General features: G+C 41.0%; 17 protein-coding genes and 2 pseudogenes. 16 read left to right on the plus strand and 3 right to left on the minus strand.

What is annotated here, in order from left to right:
- The first annotated feature begins 218 nt into the window (after positions 1-218).
- The 7 genes and pseudogenes from psbB to AA650_RS28660 form a co-directional block, all read left to right on the plus strand.
- On the plus strand, positions 219-1,745 hold the full coding sequence (gene psbB, locus AA650_RS08720; RefSeq protein WP_053538712.1) for a photosystem II chlorophyll-binding protein CP47: 1,527 nt from the start codon (positions 219-221) through the stop codon (positions 1,743-1,745).
- 97 nt (positions 1,746-1,842) lie between these two features.
- Positions 1,843-1,947: a photosystem II reaction center protein T gene (locus AA650_RS08725; RefSeq protein ID WP_027401293.1), complete on the plus strand. Its 105-nt coding sequence runs from the start codon at positions 1,843-1,845 to the stop codon at positions 1,945-1,947.
- Positions 1,948-2,320: 373 nt separating this feature from the next.
- The gene (locus AA650_RS08730) at positions 2,321-3,361 is read left to right on the plus strand and encodes a 30S ribosomal protein S1 (RefSeq protein WP_053538713.1); all 1,041 of its coding nucleotides are present in this window, start codon (positions 2,321-2,323) and stop codon (positions 3,359-3,361) included.
- A 120-nt stretch (positions 3,362-3,481) separates the two neighbouring features.
- Complete coding sequence (locus AA650_RS08735) at positions 3,482-4,213, plus strand: HAD family hydrolase (protein ID WP_053538714.1); 732 nt, start codon at positions 3,482-3,484, stop codon at positions 4,211-4,213.
- Between the two features lie 71 nt (positions 4,214-4,284).
- Positions 4,285-4,791: pseudogene (locus AA650_RS08740) on the plus strand (nitroreductase family protein); the annotation flags it as partial.
- Positions 4,792-5,346: 555 nt separating this feature from the next.
- Positions 5,347-6,921 (plus strand): group II intron reverse transcriptase/maturase, encoded by a 1,575-nt coding sequence (locus tag AA650_RS08745; RefSeq protein WP_053538715.1) that lies wholly within the window; start codon positions 5,347-5,349, stop codon positions 6,919-6,921.
- 86 nt (positions 6,922-7,007) lie between these two features.
- Positions 7,008-7,166 (plus strand): annotated as a pseudogene (locus tag AA650_RS28660) (nitroreductase family protein); the annotation flags it as partial.
- A gap of 87 nt (positions 7,167-7,253) precedes the next feature.
- Here the strand turns inward: AA650_RS28660 and AA650_RS27735 are convergent.
- Positions 7,254-7,391, minus strand: a complete 138-nt coding sequence (locus tag AA650_RS27735; RefSeq protein ID WP_168465765.1) for a hypothetical protein — start codon at positions 7,389-7,391, stop codon at positions 7,254-7,256.
- Positions 7,392-7,452: 61 nt separating this feature from the next.
- Between AA650_RS27735 and AA650_RS08750 the strand changes: the two genes are divergently transcribed.
- From AA650_RS08750 to AA650_RS08780, 7 genes are all read left to right on the plus strand, one after another.
- Positions 7,453-7,656 carry a helix-turn-helix domain-containing protein gene (locus AA650_RS08750; RefSeq protein ID WP_053538716.1) on the plus strand — a complete coding sequence of 68 codons (204 nt, stop codon included), beginning with the start codon at positions 7,453-7,455 and terminating at the stop codon, positions 7,654-7,656.
- A gap of 167 nt (positions 7,657-7,823) precedes the next feature.
- Positions 7,824-8,771: an RNA-guided endonuclease InsQ/TnpB family protein gene (locus AA650_RS08755; protein ID WP_233455357.1), complete on the plus strand. Its 948-nt coding sequence runs from the start codon at positions 7,824-7,826 to the stop codon at positions 8,769-8,771.
- Positions 8,772-9,537: 766 nt separating this feature from the next.
- Entirely contained in the window at positions 9,538-10,038 is a 501-nt protein-coding gene (locus AA650_RS08760) for a DUF2231 domain-containing protein (protein WP_027401298.1), read from the plus strand.
- The gene (locus tag AA650_RS08765) at positions 10,035-10,646 is read left to right on the plus strand and encodes a DUF2231 domain-containing protein (RefSeq protein WP_039199347.1); all 612 of its coding nucleotides are present in this window, start codon (positions 10,035-10,037) and stop codon (positions 10,644-10,646) included. The genes AA650_RS08760 and AA650_RS08765 overlap by 4 nt, the downstream gene beginning before the upstream one ends.
- Before the next feature lie 89 nt (positions 10,647-10,735).
- Positions 10,736-11,662, plus strand: a complete 927-nt coding sequence (locus tag AA650_RS08770) for a cytochrome c oxidase subunit II (RefSeq protein ID WP_053538717.1) — start codon at positions 10,736-10,738, stop codon at positions 11,660-11,662.
- Positions 11,663-11,711: 49 nt separating this feature from the next.
- Positions 11,712-13,364 (plus strand): cytochrome c oxidase subunit I, encoded by a 1,653-nt coding sequence (ctaD, locus tag AA650_RS08775; protein WP_027401301.1) that lies wholly within the window; start codon positions 11,712-11,714, stop codon positions 13,362-13,364.
- Positions 13,365-13,548: 184 nt separating this feature from the next.
- A complete protein-coding gene (locus AA650_RS08780) occupies positions 13,549-14,151 on the plus strand; it encodes a cytochrome c oxidase subunit 3 (protein ID WP_039199341.1) in 603 nt (200 codons plus the stop codon).
- Positions 14,152-14,694: 543 nt separating this feature from the next.
- Here AA650_RS08780 and AA650_RS08785 read toward each other — a convergent pair.
- On the minus strand, positions 14,695-15,558 hold the full coding sequence (locus AA650_RS08785) for a shikimate dehydrogenase (RefSeq protein ID WP_053538718.1): 864 nt from the start codon (positions 15,556-15,558) through the stop codon (positions 14,695-14,697).
- 98 nt (positions 15,559-15,656) lie between these two features.
- Here AA650_RS08785 and AA650_RS08790 point away from each other — a divergent pair, with 98 nt between their 5' ends.
- Both AA650_RS08790 and AA650_RS08795 read left to right on the plus strand, forming a co-directional pair.
- Positions 15,657-16,559: an alpha/beta fold hydrolase gene (locus AA650_RS08790; protein ID WP_053538719.1), complete on the plus strand. Its 903-nt coding sequence runs from the start codon at positions 15,657-15,659 to the stop codon at positions 16,557-16,559.
- Positions 16,560-16,766: 207 nt separating this feature from the next.
- On the plus strand, positions 16,767-17,228 hold the full coding sequence (locus AA650_RS08795; protein ID WP_053538720.1) for a pyridoxamine 5'-phosphate oxidase family protein: 462 nt from the start codon (positions 16,767-16,769) through the stop codon (positions 17,226-17,228).
- A gap of 40 nt (positions 17,229-17,268) precedes the next feature.
- Here AA650_RS08795 and ilvA read toward each other — a convergent pair whose 3' ends face one another.
- Positions 17,269-18,840: a threonine ammonia-lyase, biosynthetic gene (gene ilvA, locus AA650_RS08800; RefSeq protein WP_257720909.1), complete on the minus strand. Its 1,572-nt coding sequence runs from the start codon at positions 18,838-18,840 to the stop codon at positions 17,269-17,271.
- Positions 18,841-18,963 lie beyond the last annotated feature (123 nt).

Raw genomic sequence — 18,963 nt, forward strand, 5'->3', positions numbered from 1 at the left:
TTTTAAAATATTCTCATTTTTGTTTAGCAATTACCCAAACACTCAAACAGCCAGTTCTTGACAAAAGAACTCAAACTATGGTAGTGCGTCAGTATTGCCAAACTCAAAATCAGCAATAAAAAAACTCAGAGATTGTTCTAATTGACGCTTTCCGTCATGCAGAACCTCAGTAAGAAAATTGCTTTGTAAACATAACTATCCAGGAGGCTTGTTAGTCAATGGGACTACCTTGGTATCGAGTACATACAGTCGTTCTCAACGATCCAGGTCGGCTAATTTCTGTACACTTAATGCACACAGCTTTAGTAGCTGGCTGGGCAGGTTCAATGGCACTGTACGAACTAGCCGTTTATAACCCTAGTGATCCAGTTCTCAACCCCATGTGGCGACAAGGGATGTTCGTACTTCCCTTCATGGCACGTTTAGGCGTAACCGAATCTTGGGGCGGTTGGAGTGTAACTGGTGGCACAGCAGTAGACCCCGGTTTCTGGTCATTTGAAGGCGTTGCTGCTGCTCACATCGTTCTTTCTGGTTTATTATTCTTGGCTGCTGTTTGGCACTGGGTTTTCTGGGATTTGGAACTCTTTAGAGATCCTCGCACCGGTGAACCTGCACTAGACTTGCCAAAAATGTTTGGTATTCACCTGTTCTTATCCGGTTTACTTTGTTTTGGTTTTGGTGCGTTCCACCAGACTGGACTATTTGGTCCAGGAATGTGGGTATCTGATGCCTATGGACTGACGGGCAGTATTCAGCCAGTAGCCCCTGAATGGGGTCCGGCTGGATTTAACCCCTATAATCCAGGTGGTATAGTCGCTCACCACATTGCGGCTGGTATCGTCGGTATTGTTGCAGGTTTATTCCACCTCACAGTTAGACCTCCTGAAAGGCTCTACAAAGCCCTACGGATGGGTAATATTGAAACCGTACTTTCCAGCAGTATCGCTGCTGTATTCTTCGCTGCTTTCGTAGTAGCCGGAACTATGTGGTACGGTAACGCTGCTACCCCCATCGAACTGTTTGGTCCTACCCGCTACCAATGGGATCAAGACTACTTCCGCCAAGAAATTCAGCGTCGTGTGCAAACAAGCGTTGCCGAAGGTGCTTCTTTGACCGAAGCTTGGTCGCAGATTCCTGAAAAACTGGCTTTCTACGATTATGTTGGTAATAGCCCCGCAAAAGGTGGTCTATTCCGTACAGGGGCAATGGTGAAAGGTGATGGTATTGCTGAATCTTGGCAAGGTCACGCTGTGTTCACAGATGCCGAAGGACGGGAATTAACAGTTCGTCGTCTACCTAACTTCTTTGAAACCTTCCCAGTCATTTTGACTGATAAAGATGGCGTTATCCGTGCTGACATCCCCTTCCGTCGCGCAGAATCTAGATACAGCTTTGAACAAACTGGCGTAAAAGTCAGCTTCTACGGTGGGAACCTGAATGGTCAAACCTTTACAGATCCCGCTGATGTGAAGAAGTACGCCCGCAAAGCTCAAGGTGGAGAAATATTTGAATTTGACAAAGAAACCTTGAACTCTGACGGTGTATTCCGCACATCTCCTAGAGGTTGGTTTACCTTTGGTCATGCTGTATTTGCTCTATTATTCTTCTTTGGTCACTTGTGGCACGGTTCACGGACAATCTACCGTGATGTATTTGCCGGTGTGGAAATTGAAGAAGAACAAGTTGAATGGGGTCTGTTCCAGAAGCTGGGTGACAAGACAACTCGCCGGAGAAAGGAAGCTTAAAACTTGGATGAGGTGTGAAGTAGATTTTTCTACTTCATGCTTTTTCTGTGGTTTGTTAAACTAAAATTACTGGCTCAACAGACAGGATCTGAAAAATATGGAAAGTGTTGCTTACATCTTGATTTTAACCCTAGCAATAGGTGTACTCTTTTTTGCGATCGCCTTCCGCGAACCCCCCCGGTTTGAGAAAAAAGAGAAATAGGTTACTTATTCCCAATTCATTAGGGAATATATACTAACAATATCCGTTGTTACTATCATAAGTAGCAGCGGATATTTTGGTTTAGGTATTAAAACTCAGATATTCCCTATTCCCTGTTCCCTATTCCCTGTCCCCTATTCCCTATTCCCTGTTCCCTATTCCCTGTCACCTGTCACCTGTCACCTGTCACCTATTCCCTATTCACCGCCATATATGATATAATTTTATGTCTGGAAGTTGATATGTGTTAAGACTAGCTATTCTAAGCTAGGATAAGACAGCAATGTAAGTGGAAATTGTCCTCCCACTACTTACATATAAACTGAATTTATGACAAAACCTTTACGGAGACTAGACCCAGGAACACATTAGCATGGTCAATCAGAACTTAACCGCTACAGAAATTGGATTTACCCACGAAGATTTCGCTGCTCTACTTGATAAATACGACTATCACTTCAGCCCTGGAGATGTCGTACCGGGTACAGTTTTCAGTATAGAGCCGCGCGGCGCTCTGATTGACATAGGTGCGAAAACCGCAGCATATATACCCATACAAGAAATGTCTATTAACCGGGTCGATGCCCCGGAAGAAGTCTTACAATCAAACGAAACACGGGAATTTTTCATCCTTACCGATGAAAATGAAGATGGTCAGCTCACCCTTTCAATTCGTCGGATTGAGTATATGCGGGCTTGGGAGCGGGTTCGGCAGTTACAAGCAGAAGATGCTACTGTCCGTTCTGGCGTTTTCGCAACCAACCGTGGTGGTGCATTAGTGCGAATTGAAGGACTGCGCGGCTTTATCCCCGGTTCTCATATTAGCACTCGCAAACCCAAGGAAGATTTGGTAGGCGAAGAACTGCCTTTGAAATTCTTAGAAGTAGATGAAGAGCGTAACCGCTTAGTTCTCTCCCATCGTCGAGCGCTGGTTGAGCGGAAGATGAACCGTTTGGAAGTTGGCGAAGTGGTTATTGGTACTGTTCGCGGTATCAAACCTTACGGTGCTTTCATTGATATTGGTGGCGTGAGCGGACTGCTACATATTTCTGAGATTTCCCACGAGCATATTGATACTCCTCATAGTGTGTTCAATGTCAATGATGAAGTGAAAGTAATGATCATTGACTTGGATGCAGAAAGGGGACGGATTTCACTGTCTACTAAACAGTTAGAACCCGAACCTGGTGACATGATCAAAAACCGTGATTTGGTTTACGATAAGGCCGAAGAAATGGCAGCTAAGTATCGGGAACAATTGCTTGCCAAACAGCAAGGCATTACTACACCTGTGGAAGCTACAGATGTGGAAGCCGTAGCTGAAGAAGTTGCACCTATGGAAACTGTAGTTGAGGAAGAAATTCCCCCAGCCACAGAGATTGAAGAAGAGATCCCCGCAGCTATTGAATCATAGATTGATAATTGTCAGTGATTACAACTCAGATTGTTAAAGTATATTATGAAGAGGGAAACCCCTCTTTTTTTTTATTTACAATCTAAAATTCGCAATTAATTATGAATGGGGTGAGATATTTTGGCAACTATTAAATGTAAAAACATTGCGTTTTCTAATATTGAAGCAATTTTATTTGATAAAAACGGTACTTTAGAAGATTCTGAGTCATATTTAAGAACATTAGGACAAAAAGCGGCACGGATGATAGACGCACAAATTCCTGGAATTGGCGAACCTTTATTAATGGCTTTTGGGATTAATGGCAATTTCTTAGATCCAGCAGGTTTAATATCAGTAGCGAGTCGTAGAGAAACAGAAGTTGCAGCAGCAGCTTACATTGCCGAAACTGGCAGGGGATGGTTTGAATCCTTAAAAATCGCCCGTCAAGCTTTAGAAGAAGCTGAACAATATGTTGGTAAAACTCCTTCACCTTTATTTGTGGGTAGTTTAGAGATATTAAAGTCTTTGTCAGTAGCGGGTTTAAAATTAGGAATCCTGTCAGCAGCAACGACTCAAGAGGTCAAAAAATTTGTCACTACTCACCAATTAAGCGATTATTTGCAACTGGAAAAGGGAGTTGATGATGGTCCGAGTAAACCAGATCCGACGCTGTTTTTAGAAGCTTGCCAAGCCTTGGGAGTATCACCAGCGGCAACTTTAATGGTAGGTGATTCTATAGGTGATATGCAAATGGCGCGTCATGCTAAGGCTGCCGGCTGTATTGGGATTACTTGGATTGCTAGGGCAGATAATGTTCGAGGTGCAGATGTAGTGATTAATCAACTTGATGAAATTCAGGTGATTGCTTGACAGTCCATCAATTGAAATGCGTACAAAAAAGCGTTACCCTAAGCGCATAGGATAAAACAGAGGAAAATACCGTGACTTCAAATACCCAAATCAAAGCATTAGACGTACCTACTGCCATAGTACAACGTCGTTCCATCAAAACCTTTAAACAAGATCCCATCTCCCCAGAACTACTTAAGCAACTGGTAGAATTAACCGTAGCTGCACCCAGTAGTTTTAACGTCCAATCGTGGAGAATAGTTTTAGTGCAGGACCAAGCCCAAAAAGAAGCACTATGTGCGGCTTCTTGGAAGCAACAGCAAATTATTCAAGCACCTGTTACCTTTGTTTTCGCGGCTGACGCTGCTGCGGGAGGAAAAGATTTAACACCCATTTTAGAGCAAGGTGCAGCCACTGGGGCTTGGAATGAGGGAACAGTTAATTATTTTAGAGGTGCGATTCCGCAATTTCAGGCTAGTTTAGGAGACAAGCGCCGGGAATACGCCATTAAAGATGCCATGATAGCTGCTACAAATTTAGTGTTAGCAGCGGAAAGTTTGGGTTTATCCACCTGCTTTATGAATGGTTGGATTGAGGAAGTGCGATTCGTTGTTAGCTGAATCACGGTAATCAGTCCGTACATAAGCTAACCAACCCAATCCAATCATGGAAAAAAAGGTTGAACTCTCGGTCTGATATGGGTGTAAGTCCCATCTACCAGACTCAGGTATGACTCCCTATCTGCCCACGATGACCCGACTCGGTATCGGGAGGTCGAAGCTGGGAACAGGACGCAATCAGACATCTGTTGTGAGATGACACTTGGCGTTAACGGGGAGTTCCTACGGTGAAACAGAGCCTAAAAAAGCAACCTAGTCCAAAGCAGGACACAACAACAACACCTGACTTTACTGGAGCTAATTCCCGCCGCATCGTTCTTCAATAGCGGTAAGAGTCTAGGGAATCCAGTGGTTGAAGTGGCTACACCTAACGGAACTAACAATCTAGCCGAGGGAACGAATAAAAACGGATTGAAGGTCTAAGGGCGGTCGAACCCTATAAGTAGGCTGGACGAGCAGCGGAATTCCTTCAGTTCGGGTAGGACAGACCGTAATTGGTCGGAGGTGTTCAGAATACACAGATTGGAGCAGAGCATGATTAGACACAGAGAAAACTCTAGTGAATCCTGGAAAACGTTACCTTGGAAGCAATTCCGTCGTAACTTATTCCGCCTACAAAAACGCGTGTACAAAGCTGTTCAAGTTGGCGACAAGCGCAAAGCTAAGTCCCTACAAAAGCTGATTCTGAAATCAACCGCAGCGAGATTACTGGCTATCCGTCAAGTAACACAGCTAAATGCTGGGAAAAAGACAGCGGGAATAGACGGCAAAACCGCGCTCTCATTCGAGCAAAGGTTTGAACTAAGTGAAAAACTTAGAACCGAAGGTAACGACTGGAAACACCAGGGATTACGTGAAATACCCATCCCCAAAAAGGACGGAAAAACCCGGATTCTCAAAGTCCCCACTATTGCAGATAGGGCATATCAATGCCTTGTCAAATACGCACTAGAACCAGCACATGAGGCAACCTTCCACGCTAGGAGCTACGGTTTTAGGACGGGACGCTCGGCACATGATGCCCAGAGATACCTGTACAACAACTTAAACTCTAAAGCTAATGGAATAGATAAACGAGTTATAGAACTCGATATTGAAAAATGCTTTGACCGGATAAACCACACCGCCATAATGGATAGACTCATCGCTCCTTATAGTATAAGACAGGGAATATTCCGATGTCTCAAAGCCGGAGTCAATCCAGAGTTTTCTGAACAAGGAACACCCCAAGGAGGAGTGGTAAGTCCACTGTTAGCTAACATCGCCTTAAATGGGATTGAAAGTATTCATAGATATCACCGTATATCTAGCTACAGAATTACAGACAAGACCTCAAATGGAGATATTGTCGAGCCAACAATCCGTTACGCGGATGACATGGTGATAATACTCCGACCTCAAGACGATGCCACAGAAATACTTGACAAAATCAGTCAGTTCCTAGCAGAGCGGGGAATGAAAGTCAGTGAGAAAAAGACAAAGCTAACCGCCGCGACAGATGGATTTGATTTCCTGGGCTGGCATTTTAAAGTCCAGAAAAACGGAAAGTTTAGATGTACTCCCTCAGTGGACAACTTCAAAGCTTTCCGCAAGAAAGTAAAATTCATCGTCAACAACTCGAATTATGGTGCTACCACAAAGGCTGAGAAATTAGCCCCTGTAGTCAGAGGTTGGAGGAATTACCACCGCTTCTGCAAGATGGATGGGTCGAAGTTTTCCTTATGGCACATCAATCACAGAGCATTCAAGGTATTTAACAAGGAAACTAAGCAGAATCGCCATAATAGCCAAGAGCTAATAAAGAAAGCATTCCCAACAGTTCCTTACTCCGAAAACAAACACATCAATGTCAAAGGTGAGAAATCACCCTACGATGGAGATTTAACCTACTGGAGCGAACGCAATAGTAAGTTATATGACAATAACACCTCTAAAGCCCTCAAACGGCAAAGCCATAAATGTGGTCATTGTGGGTTAAAAATGCTCAGTGACGAGAAGGTACATTTACATCATATAGATGGAAACCACCAAAACTGGAAAACTAAAAACCTTCTAGCAATTCACGAAAGCTGCCACGATTACATTCACATGAGCAAAAGCGAAAGCTAAGAACATCGGGAGCCGGATGCCGTGAAAGTGGCACGTCCGGATCTAACTGAGAGGGGCGGGGAATAATATCCCCCCTCGACTCAACCCAGGTCAAAGCTATAATTGGTGCAGAAAATGACCCAGATACAGGTATTGCTGTTTTAGTACCTGTAGGTTATGCGGCTGAACCCCGCTTAAATCCCGGTCGGCTACCATTATCTGTTAATGTTTCTGTAGATAGACTGGATAATCCCTATCAAGGCTAATTAGGGATTTGGGGGTAGAAACAGCTTGATAATTTCTACCCATAACTATCCATATATTACTGTTTGTCCGAGTCTTCAATAAGTTGATCAACAAAATCCCTCAACCGTTGCTGCTGTGTCAGGGACGGTTTTAATTTTTTCCCTGACTCCAGGTAAAACCTTAAATTGCAAGGGTGATTTATCGGAGGCTACTTGATTTTGTGGTTTAAATTTAATCCGAGGCATTGCCAAATCTTAATATGTCTGATATACTAGATATCATAGCACAACATTGAAGGTCGAATCAATGCTTTTATCATTCAAAACTGCACTAATTCCAAATAACGGACAGATTACAGCTTTTCGCAAGGCTTCTGGAGTCGCTAGACACGCTTACAACTGGGCAAATGCTCAAATCATAGATATTTTAGCTACTCGCAAAGAAGGCGAAAAACTTAAATTACAAAAGAAGGGAACTCTTAACTGGGAACTCTTAACTGGGAGCAAATAAGAAACACTCATTTGCTGAGTTTAAAGCTCAGTCAAAAAAAGGATGTTTTTAAAAGATGCGTAGCACGAAAAAAACAGTGTCATTATTTCAATCTCATGTTTTTAAACATGAGTTTTTCCTGTTCCCTGTTGCCCGTTCCCTGTTCCCTCTGACCATCAGCGATTGACTTGCATAAAAAGTTAGTCGCCGAGGTTAAATCTGAACACGCTTGGTATTACGAAGTTAACAAAAATGTCCCACAAAAGGCGTTAACTGACTTACGCCAAGCATGGGATAGGTGTTTTTCCAAAACATCGAAACAACCCCGATTCAAGAGAAAAGGACAGCACGATTCTTTTTATTTAGAGTCAGGGACTAAGGCGAAACCGTTAATTAAAAACGATGGTAAAAGAATTAAATTACCGTCAATTGGCTGGGTAGGTTTAGCAGAACCTTTACCGATTACAGTAACTCATAATTGCGTGATTTCTAGACAGGCTGATAAATGGTTTATTTCTGTTAAATACGAAGTTGAAAAACCTCCTATACTTGCAGACAGACCGACCATTGGCGTTGACGTAGGAATAAAGGAGTTAGCAGTTTGCAGTAATGGTGAAATATTCAAAAACCCCAAAGCCTACCGCCGGATGAGTAAACGCATGAAACGTTTACAGCGTAGCGTTACCCAGAAGGTCAAGGGGTCTAATAATCGTAAAAAAGCTGTGAGAAAATTGGCTAAATTACACGCCAAAGTTTCTAATATTCGCAAGGATTCTATTCACAAATTAACCTACTATCTAGCTAAAAACCACAGCATAATTAAGATAGAAGATTTGCACATTAAGGCATTTTTGAAGAACCACAAATTAGCAGGTGCAATTGCAGATTGTGGGATGTATGAATTTCAAAGGCAATTAGAGTACAAAACTGAGAAGTTTGGCAGTGAATTAATCCTTGTAGATAGATTCTTTCCTAGTTCGCAAATATGCTCTAACTGCGGTAATCATCGTCATAAAATGCCATTAAAAAGCCGCGTTTATGTTTGTCCTGATTGTGGACATACAGAGGATCGTGACCTCAACGCAGCTAAGAATATTGACCGATGGTTTGTGGATATTTTTATCCCTGTAGCGTAGCGGTTCTTTTTAGGAACTACGGTCAGAAACGGTAAGTTCTACCGAGATTGTCTGTGGAGCGGGCAAACAAGATTGGAAGTCATTCTAAGACCGCGATGAAGCAGGAAATAAACACTAAGATTATCGCTGTCCAGATGTGTCTAGACTTTGGTAATTTTGGGTAAGTTTTATAGAACGGATTTAGGTTAGTATAAATACAAATATCAGTTGACGGCGATTTTTGGATCAGTGAATTGCATTTTGTCTCACGCAGAGGCGCAGAGGCGCAGAGAGAGAATATTGCACAGAATCATCTTTCTTTGTCTGCGTTAATCTGCGTTTAATTATTCTTGAAATCTTATTCAACCCAGATCATACCTACTGTAAAAACTATATATTTCGGTCTTTTAAATTACAAAGTGATAATTTGTAATTGTACATCAATAAACATAAAAATATTTGGTTTTGATTTAAAAATATTGTAATAGAGCCAAGATCAAAATCTGTTGTTGTCTCTCTCATTAATTCTAGAAGTTCTGCTTTTAGTTTTTTGGACAATTCATAAAAATTTACATCTAGTAAATTCAACCTCTAACAGTGATTTAGTTTAGCTACATCCATAATTGCTGTTGTCACGATGAGGAAATAACTTGACCAAAAGTAATTGGCTATTTGGTTATACATTGCAGCGAACTCACAGCAGATTTATCAAATAATTTATTGATGTTAGTGAGTATCTAGCAATTATTCAAGTTTGGCTAAGGAGTAGTAAGTCTAGGAGAATTTAATGCTGGATTTTTTCACTTCATTGAATGAGCATAATTTACCATATCCAGATCCCTTACATCCTATCGTGGTTCACTTTGTAATTGCGATGGTTCTATTTTCTGTTTTTTGTGATGTCGCTGGGTATTTAACTGGGAAAACTACCTTATTTGAGGTGAGTTGGTGGAATATGTGTATTGCCACAGTAGCTATTTTTGTGGCGATTATTTTTGGTCAATTTGAAGCTGGTTTAGCGAAACCCTACGAACTGGCTAAATCAGTATTAAATGTTCATACTCTTATCGGTTGGTCACTTTCGGGTATTATTGCTGCAATTACAGCTTGGCGTTATGTGTTGCGAAGTCGTAACTCAAAAAAACTTCCATTTCATTACATAGCTGTGGCAGTTTTATTAACAGTGCTGGTTGGGTTTCAAGTATATCTTGGTGATGAACTTGTATGGGTGTATGGCTTACATACTGTACCTGTTGTGGAAGCGGTAAAGGATGGAATCTTGCCATGAATTCAGAATTATTAGACCAAATTAGTCACCAAATGGGTGCAAATGGTTTACCTTATGCCATTCCGATTCATCCTAATTTGGTACATCTCACATTAGGTTTATTTATCATTGCCATTATCTTTGATCTTTTAGGTGTATTTTTTCCTGTGGAAAAATGGTTGTTCAAGTTTTTGGGAATTAAGGTTGAACGTTCTCAATTATTTGATGTGGGCTGGTACAACATTTTTGCTGCGGCTGTGATTACATTTTTCACGGTTGGTGCAGGTTTTTATGAAATGTTGTTGGCAGCCCCACCAGCAGATATCAAAAGTCCTTGGGGAATGCTGGCAATGCCGACAATGATGTGGCATGGTGTGGGCGGCGTATTGCTATTAGCGATGATTGTCGGTATGACCTTTTGGAGAGGTTGGCAACGTTACGTTATTGGCAAATACGAAGAGAGAGAAGTTCAAATTTCTTACTTGGTTGTCGGTGTAATTATTATGTTACTAATGTATTTTCACGGCACATTAGGAGCGCACTTGGCAGCAGATTTTGGTGTTCACAATACAGCCGATAAATTACTAAGAGCCGGAAAAGACATCAATCAAATATTTGGTAATCGGTAATGGGTGATTAGTAATTGGTAATCGGTAAAAATTCTTAGCTAACGACCGACCACTGACTACTGACTACTGACAACTAACAACTGACCATTATGAAAATTCGGCAATTTCTGAACTTTTTGACCATAGTTACTGGGGCAGTTGCGGTAACTCTTTCTAGTCTATGGATTGGTAAACAGGCTTATTCTTGGCTTCCTCCCCAAGGGGCTGCTGAATCTCATCTAATTGATGATTTATTTAGCTTTTTGGTAACATTAGGATCTTTGATTTTCCTGGGAGTAACTGCTACTCTTTTCTATTCTATTTGTTTCCATCGGGCGAAAGCCAATGATTTAGGCGATGGTCCGCATATTGAAGGTAACGTTACTTTAGAAGTAGTTTGGACGGCAATCCCAATTATGTTGGTGTTATGGATTGCGGGTTATAGTTACCAAGTTTACGAAGAAATGGGCATCCAGGGACCTTCTCATCAGATCCATTTACATAATCCGATGAAGACAGAAACCGCTGATGCTGCACTGGGTGAAGTTTCAGCAGTTTCAGCAGGTGAGGATTTAGAACACATTGATGTATTAGCTAAACAGTGGGCTTGGGTGTTTCATTATCCCCAAAGCAATGTTACCAGTACAGAATTGCATTTACCTCAGGGTAGCCGTATCCGTCTAAATCTCCATTCGGAAGATGTACTTCACGGCTTTTATATCCCCGCTTTCCGCCTCAAACAAGACATTATTCCTGGTAACGACCTCGACTTTGAATTTACCCCCATTCGCTCCGGTACTTATGATTTGACTGACTCTCAGTATAGCGGTACATACTTTGCCACTATGCGAGCCAAGGTCGTTGTGGAATCACCTAGCAACTATCAGCAGTGGTTAAGCAAAGCTGCGAGTCAAACACCCAGCCCAGCCCCTAACCAAGCAGCTTCCGAATATGCCCTAAAAATAGAAAACGGCATTGACAGCGGTTGGAAAACTGTTGAACCCGCAGCACCTCCATTAGTCAATTTCCCTGATTAACTTTGTAATTTTTCTTTGCTACTGACAACTAACCACTAACAACTGACAAATGGCTAACATCCCCATTCATATCACTGGTGAATCACATCACCATGAACCGCCCCAAACCTGGAGAACCTACTTCAGTTTTAGTACAGACCATAAGGTTATCGGTATTCAATACCTCGTTACCTCTTTTATTTTCTTCCTAGTTGGCGGTATCTTTGCCATGATTTTGCGCGGGGAACTCATCACCCCCGAAGCTGATTTAATAGACCGCACAGTCTACAACGGAATGTTCACTATGCACGGAACAGTGATGCTGTTTCTCTGGACGTTTCCCTCTCTTGTTGGTATGGCTAACTACCTCGTTCCCTTGATGATTGGGGCGCGAGATATGGCATTTCCCCGCCTCAACGCTGTCGCCTTTTGGATGGTTCCTGTGGTGGGTATTCTCCTCATGTCTAGCTTCTTTGTCCCTGGTGGACCTGCTCAATCTGGTTGGTGGGCATATCCCCCCGTTAGTACCCAAAACCCCACGGGAAACTTGATTAATGGTCAAGTTCTTTGGTTATTAGCGGTGGCTATTTCCGGTGTCTCCTCGATTATGGGTGCGGTAAATTTTGTCACTACTATTGTGAAAATGCGATCGCCGGGAATGGGTTTCTTTAGAATGCCCCTCTTTGTTTGGGCAGTATTTAGCGCCCAAATTATCCAGTTATTTGGACTGCCAGCTTTAACAGCCGGGGCGGTCATGCTACTTCTTGATATTACAGTGGGAACTGCCTTTTTTGATCCTACTAAAGGCGGAAACCCGGTGATGTTCCAGCATTATTTCTGGTTCTATTCTCACCCCGCAGTTTATGTGATTATTTTGCCTATTTTCGGGATTTTCTCAGAAATCTTCCCGGTTTATTCCCGCAAACCTTTATTTGGTTATAAAGTCGTTGCCATTTCTTCCATGTTAATCGCTGTAGTTAGCGGCATTGTTTGGGTACACCATATGTATGTCAGTGGTACTCCCGGTTGGCTACGGTTGTTTTTCATGGTGACAACCATGTTTGTTTCTATTCCCACAGGGATTAAGGTATTTGCTTGGGTGGCAACTATTTGGGGCGGTAAAATTCGCCTCACTACACCCATGTTATTTGCTTTGGGTGGTTTGGTAATGTTTGTTTTTGCTGGCATTACAGGAATTATGCTTTCTTCTGTTCCTGTAGATGTTCATGTTAATAATACCTATTTTGTTGTCGGACATTTCCATTATGTTCTCTATGGAACTGTAACTATGGGAATGTATGCCGCTATCTATCATTGGTTTCCTAAAATGACGGGCAGAATGTTCCACGAAGGTTGGGGCAAAATCCATTTTTGGTTAGCATTTATCGGCACAAATTTGAATTTCTTACCCATGCACCCTTTAGGTTTACAAGGGATGTTACGCCGGGCGGCTTCCTATGCACCTGAGTTAATTGGTTGGAATATTGTTGCTAGTTTGGGTTCTTTTCTGTTAGGAATGTCTACTCTTCCTTTCATCTTCAATATGTTGATTTCTTGGATGGATGGGGAAAAAGCTCCTGCTAATCCTTGGAGAGCAATTGGTTTGGAATGGACTGTTTCTTCTCCTCCTCCTGTTGAGAATTTTGAAGAAATTCCGATTGTTACTTGTGAGCCTTATGGTTATGGTAAGTCTGAATTAATGGCATCTTCTGAACATGAGTAATGGGTAATATAGCGATTCTATTTGATGTGTAAATTTGATTTTTTTTTATAACGAACCGCAGAGACGCAGAGGGCGCAGAGGAAGAGAAGGAAGAGAATTTTTTACGTCTTATTTAGAATCGCTATAGTTTTTCTCATTACTTTTTTCCTAATTACTAGTTTCCTAGTTTTGGAGTTTTTTAACAATGGATAGTTCTGTTTCTCCTGATGATTTGGATCATGTTAGTCATGAGCATGGACATGATGAAGAAGGCAGTAAAATGTTTGGTTTTATTGTGTTTCTGTTATCGGAAAGTGTCATTTTCTTGAGTTTCTTTGCTGGCTATATTATCTACAAAACTTCTGCTGTTAATTGGTTGCCGACTGGTGTTTCTGGTTTGGAAGTTAAAGAACCTAGCATTAATACAGTTGTTTTAGTTGCTAGTAGTTTTGTGATTTTCTTTGCCGAAAAAGCTCTGGAAAGACATGATTTAAAGACTTATCGGCTGTTGTTGTTTTTAACAATGGCTATGGGTGGTTATTTCCTTTTTGGACAAGCTGTGGAATGGAGTCAATTAGAATTTGGCTTTACTTCTGGTACGTTTGGAGGAATGTTTTATCTCTTAACTGGTTTTCACGGTTTGCACGTTTTTACGGGTATTCTATTACAGTTAATTGTCTTGTTGCGTTCTTTCGTTCCTGGTAATTTTGATAATGGTCATTTTGGCATAAATGCCACTTCTTTGTTTTGGCACTTTGTTGATGTTATCTGGATTATTTTGTTTCTACTTATCTACGTTTGGCAGTAGGTATTTTAGTAGTAAAAAATCAATAAATTATGTAGGGGTTTAGCAATGCTCATTGGTGTCAACTTAAGCTCAAATCCCTACCACATCTCGTTCCTAGTCTCTGACTAGGAATGCAGTTGATGAGGCTCTGCCTCTAATATTATTGAAGGCAGAGCCTTCTAGAATTCATTCCCAGTCTCTGACTGGGAATGAGATGACTTGAGTTCTTTGCGGGATAGAGGTTTTACGTTAAGTTGACACCAATGAAGCTCTTGCTTTACCCTTATTCATGTAATTATATAATTATCCTAACATTATCTATCAAATCTTTTTTCAATGCTAACCTACTTAATTTGATTCCAGAGTCTGTATTTATAAATCATTTGCTGATTTTGAAAATTTGCTATTTTGAGCTAATTAAAATAAGTAATACTCTCGGTGGGTTAGCAACAACATAACCCACCATTAATAACACCAAGTTACAACCAAAAAACCCTATATCTGTTCACATCATCTCACCCAACCATCACCAACTGTGATAGATACATCCAAGCTTAATTTCTGCTATATCCCCAGGTGATTTTGCAATGCTTGACGCATTTCATTGACGGGAACAGTATCTTGTTGCAACCAGATTTTTAAGGCTGCTGCACCCTGTTGGACTAGCATTTCTAAACCATCAATAATAATTGCTCCTTGTTTTTCGGCTAGATGCAAAAATTTTGTGGGTTTAGGGGTGTAAATTAAATCATAGACAATGGCATCAGGCAAATAACTAATTTCTTGGCTACTCAATGGCGATTCTTCAATATGGGGATACATTCCTATAGGGGTCGTATTTACTAATAAGTTAGCTTGATGAAGTAGGTTTGGTAATTCTGTCCATTCATGCACCTGAAATTTATCTGCAAAGGGTGAATTTTGCCAACTTTGATGAAATGCCTGTAATTTCTGTAAATTCCGCCCGACAACATGAATTTCTGCCAAACCGAGTTGAATACAACCAGCAACAACAGCCCTCGCTGCACCACCATTTCCTAAAATTACCGCTCTTTTCTGACTCCAATCTTGATGATATGTTGTTTGTAATGGGGCAATAAATCCTTCCACGTCTGTATTTGTCCCCACCCATTTATCACCTTGACGAGTGACAGTGTTCACTGCACCGATAGCTTGGGCGATAGGGGAAATTTCCGATAATAACGGTAATATTGCTTGTTTATGGGGAATTGTAATGCTAAACCCTACCATACCAATACTAGCAAACCCGGCGATCGCTCTCTCCAAATTCTCCGGTGCAATGGGAAAAGGCAAATACACATAATCTAATCCCAGTTTAGTTAAAGCCGCATTGTGCATCAATGGTGACAGAGAATGTGACACAGGATGTCCAATAACTCCCAAAAGTTGTGTTTTTCCAGTAATCATTTTTATTTTTATTAGTTGTCAATTGTTAGTGGTCAGTTGTCCGTTGTTAAATAATTTAATTTACAATTATTCACAGTAACTTAATATTTCTTCGCAATATGCAAACAAGTACCACTCCTTCTACAAATCCGATTCCTGGTCAATATTGGCAATGGCGCGGACACAACGTATACTATGTCCAAGCAGGAGCAGCACAAACCCAACGTCCACCCTTGCTATTGGTACATGGTTTTGGTGCTTCCACAGACCATTGGCGCAAGAATATCACAGAATTGAGTGCAGATTTCCAAGTATTTGCCATTGACCTCTTAGGATTTGGGCGTTCCGCAAAACCTAATTTACAGTATAGCGGTGACTTGTGGCGCGACCAACTCCATGATTTTATTAGTGAAATTATTGGTCAAAAGACCATTTTAGCAGGTAATTCTTTAGGTGGTTACGCTTGTTTATGCGTTGCTTCCCAACGTCCTGACAGTGCGGCAGGTGTAGTATTACTGAATAGTGCAGGTCCATTTTCCCAACCGGAAAATCAAATTCAACCTTCTATAAATCCTCTGCAAAAACTTCTAGGAAAAACTGTTACATGGTTTTTTAAACAACGTTTAGCGCAATCTTTGTTATTTCAATATACCCGCCAAAAGTGGGTAATTCGCCGAACATTAGAAAAAGTTTATCTTGATAAAACGGCAATTACAGATCAATTAGTAGCAGAAATTCAGCGTCCGGCTTTTGATAAAGGGGCGTTAGATGTATTTGTTTCTGTTTTTAGCAGTCCTCAAGGTCCGAAAGTTGACATCTTACTCAAACAATTAACTTCTCCTTTATTGTTATTATGGGGAGAAGCAGATCCTTGGATGAAAGCGCGAGAACGTTCACAAAAGTTTCATGAATATTATCCCCAATTAACAGAATATTTTCTCACAGCCGGTCATTGTCCCCATGACGAAATTCCTGAACAAGTAAATTCACATTTACGTGATTGGGTAATTAATTTGAGTTAAAAATAAAATGGGCGGGCAAGATGCCCACCCCATAATATTCTAATTATGACTTTATCCAAGTGACATCTTATTTAAGGCATATTTATTTAGTCATAAATTGGTAAGAACAGATTTTGATAATTACCTCTTTAGACTCACGTATATAAATCGAAAAACCTTAACACTAAAAATATCACTAATGTTTATAAAACTAGAATTCTAGAAATAATGACACAATCTTTAGACACAAAACCACAAGTGCAGGAATTGCGTAAATTGCTTGAAGGTCTTGAATGTGGGATGTTAACCACAATTGATGATGATGGCAGTTTACATAGTCGTCCCATGTCAATGTGGAATGAAATTGATAATGATGCCACACTCTGGTTTTTTACCCCAGCTAATTCCCATAAAGTCGTAGAAATTCAACATCATCAACAGGTGAATGTGAGTTTTTCCGCACCTAATCAAGAACGATTTGTTTCCATATTAGGAACAGCCCAGTTAACAAGAGAACGTCAGGAAATTCAATCAAAATGGCAGCCAGGATTAGAAGTTTGGTTTCCTAAAGGCATAGATGAACCCAATATTGCTTTATTAAAAATAAAAGTTAATAAAGTAGATTATTGGGAAAGTTCATCTAGTTTTATGCCGCAAACTATTAGTTTTTTGGAACTCTCACATCGTTAAATATCCCCGACTTCTTGAAGAAGTCGGGGATATATCAAAATTATCCTAAAAATAACTTATATGCCGGATTATCGCTTTCATGCCAATAGTGATAACCAAGATTATCTAAAAATGATTGCCATTCTGCTGTTTCATGGGGAGGAACTTGCATTCCTACCACAATTCGTCCATAGTCTGCGCCATTATTGCGATAATGAAATAAGCTAATGTTCCAATCAGGAGACATAGAAGTTACAAACTGCATTAATGCCCCTGGACGTTCGGAAAATTCAAAGCGATAAAGGAGTTCATTTTCTGCAAGAGGAGAATGTCCTCCTACCATGTGACGTAAATGCAGTTTGGTTAATTCATCATCTGTTAAATCTATGGTTTTTAAACCGTGAGATTCAAAATTTTCGACCATTTTCGCAGCGTCAGCACGATTTTCTATTTGCACACCTACGAAAATATGCGCTTCTTTTTCATCGGCAATGCGATAGTTAAATTCTGTCAGGTTGCGTTTACCAATACAGTCACAAAACTTTCTTAAACTACCCCTTTCTTCGGGAATTCTGACTGCAAAAATAGCTTCTCGACGTTCGCCAAATTCTGCCCGTTCTGCCACAAAACGTAAACGGTCAAAATTCATGTTAGCACCACAAGCAACGGCGATGAGGGTTTGATTTTGAATTTGTTCTCGTTCTGCATAGAGTTTTGCACCAGCGATCGCTAACGCCCCCGCAGGTTCTAAAATAGAGCGAGTATCCTCAAACACATCTTTAATTGCCGCACAGGTAGCATCTGTATCCACTAAAATAATTTCATCCACATATTGTTGACATAGCCGAAAGGTTTCTTCTCCCACTTCCCGTACCGCTACACCGTCCGCAAATAAACCCACCTGAGACAATCGTACCCGTTCGCCAGCTTGCAATGATTGATACATGGCGTTAGCATCTACAGGTTCAACACCAATAATTTTAATATCAGGACGCAACCGTTTAACATAAGCTGCAACCCCGGAAATTAAGCCACCACCACCAATAGCCACAAAAATAGCGTGAATAGGTTGCTGATATTGGCGCAGGATTTCCATACCAATTGTTCCCTGACCAGCGATAACATCAGGATCATCAAATGGATGTATAAAAGTCAACCCCTTTTCTGCTTCTAATTGTCGGGCGTGGGCGTAAGCATCATCATAATTATTGCCATGTAATACAACTTCTCCTCCCCGGGCTTTGACAGCATTGATTTTCACCTGGGGCGTAATTACGGGCATAACAATGATGGCTTTTGTTCCTAAACGACTGGCAGCTAAAGCCACACCTTGGGCATGATTCCCCGCAGAAGCCGCAATGACACCCTGTTTAAGTAGGTCTGGTGTGAGATTGACCATTTTGTTATATGCACCCCGCAGTTTGAAGGAGAAAACCGATTGCATATCTTCCCGTTTGAGGAGGAGTTTGTTATGAATGCGGTTGGAAAGATTTGGGGCATATTCCAATGGTGTTTCTTGGGCTACATCATAGACGCGGGCGGTGAGGATTTGTACCAGGTAGTCGCAATACATATCAAGGGGGGGATTGGGGTTGGTTGTTAATTCTACCGCTTGTTGGGTCTTTGGGGTAATGGTTTTGAGTATGAAATACTGTTTGGTTAAATGTGAACTTAATTCATGAATTTTAATGATACAACTGCCAATATTTATGATATAAATATAAAGTACGGTATTCCTACTTAAAAACCGTAGATT

The sequence above is a fragment of the Anabaena sp. WA102 genome, assembly GCF_001277295.1.
GTDB lineage: Bacteria > Cyanobacteriota > Cyanobacteriia > Cyanobacteriales > Nostocaceae > Dolichospermum > Dolichospermum heterosporum.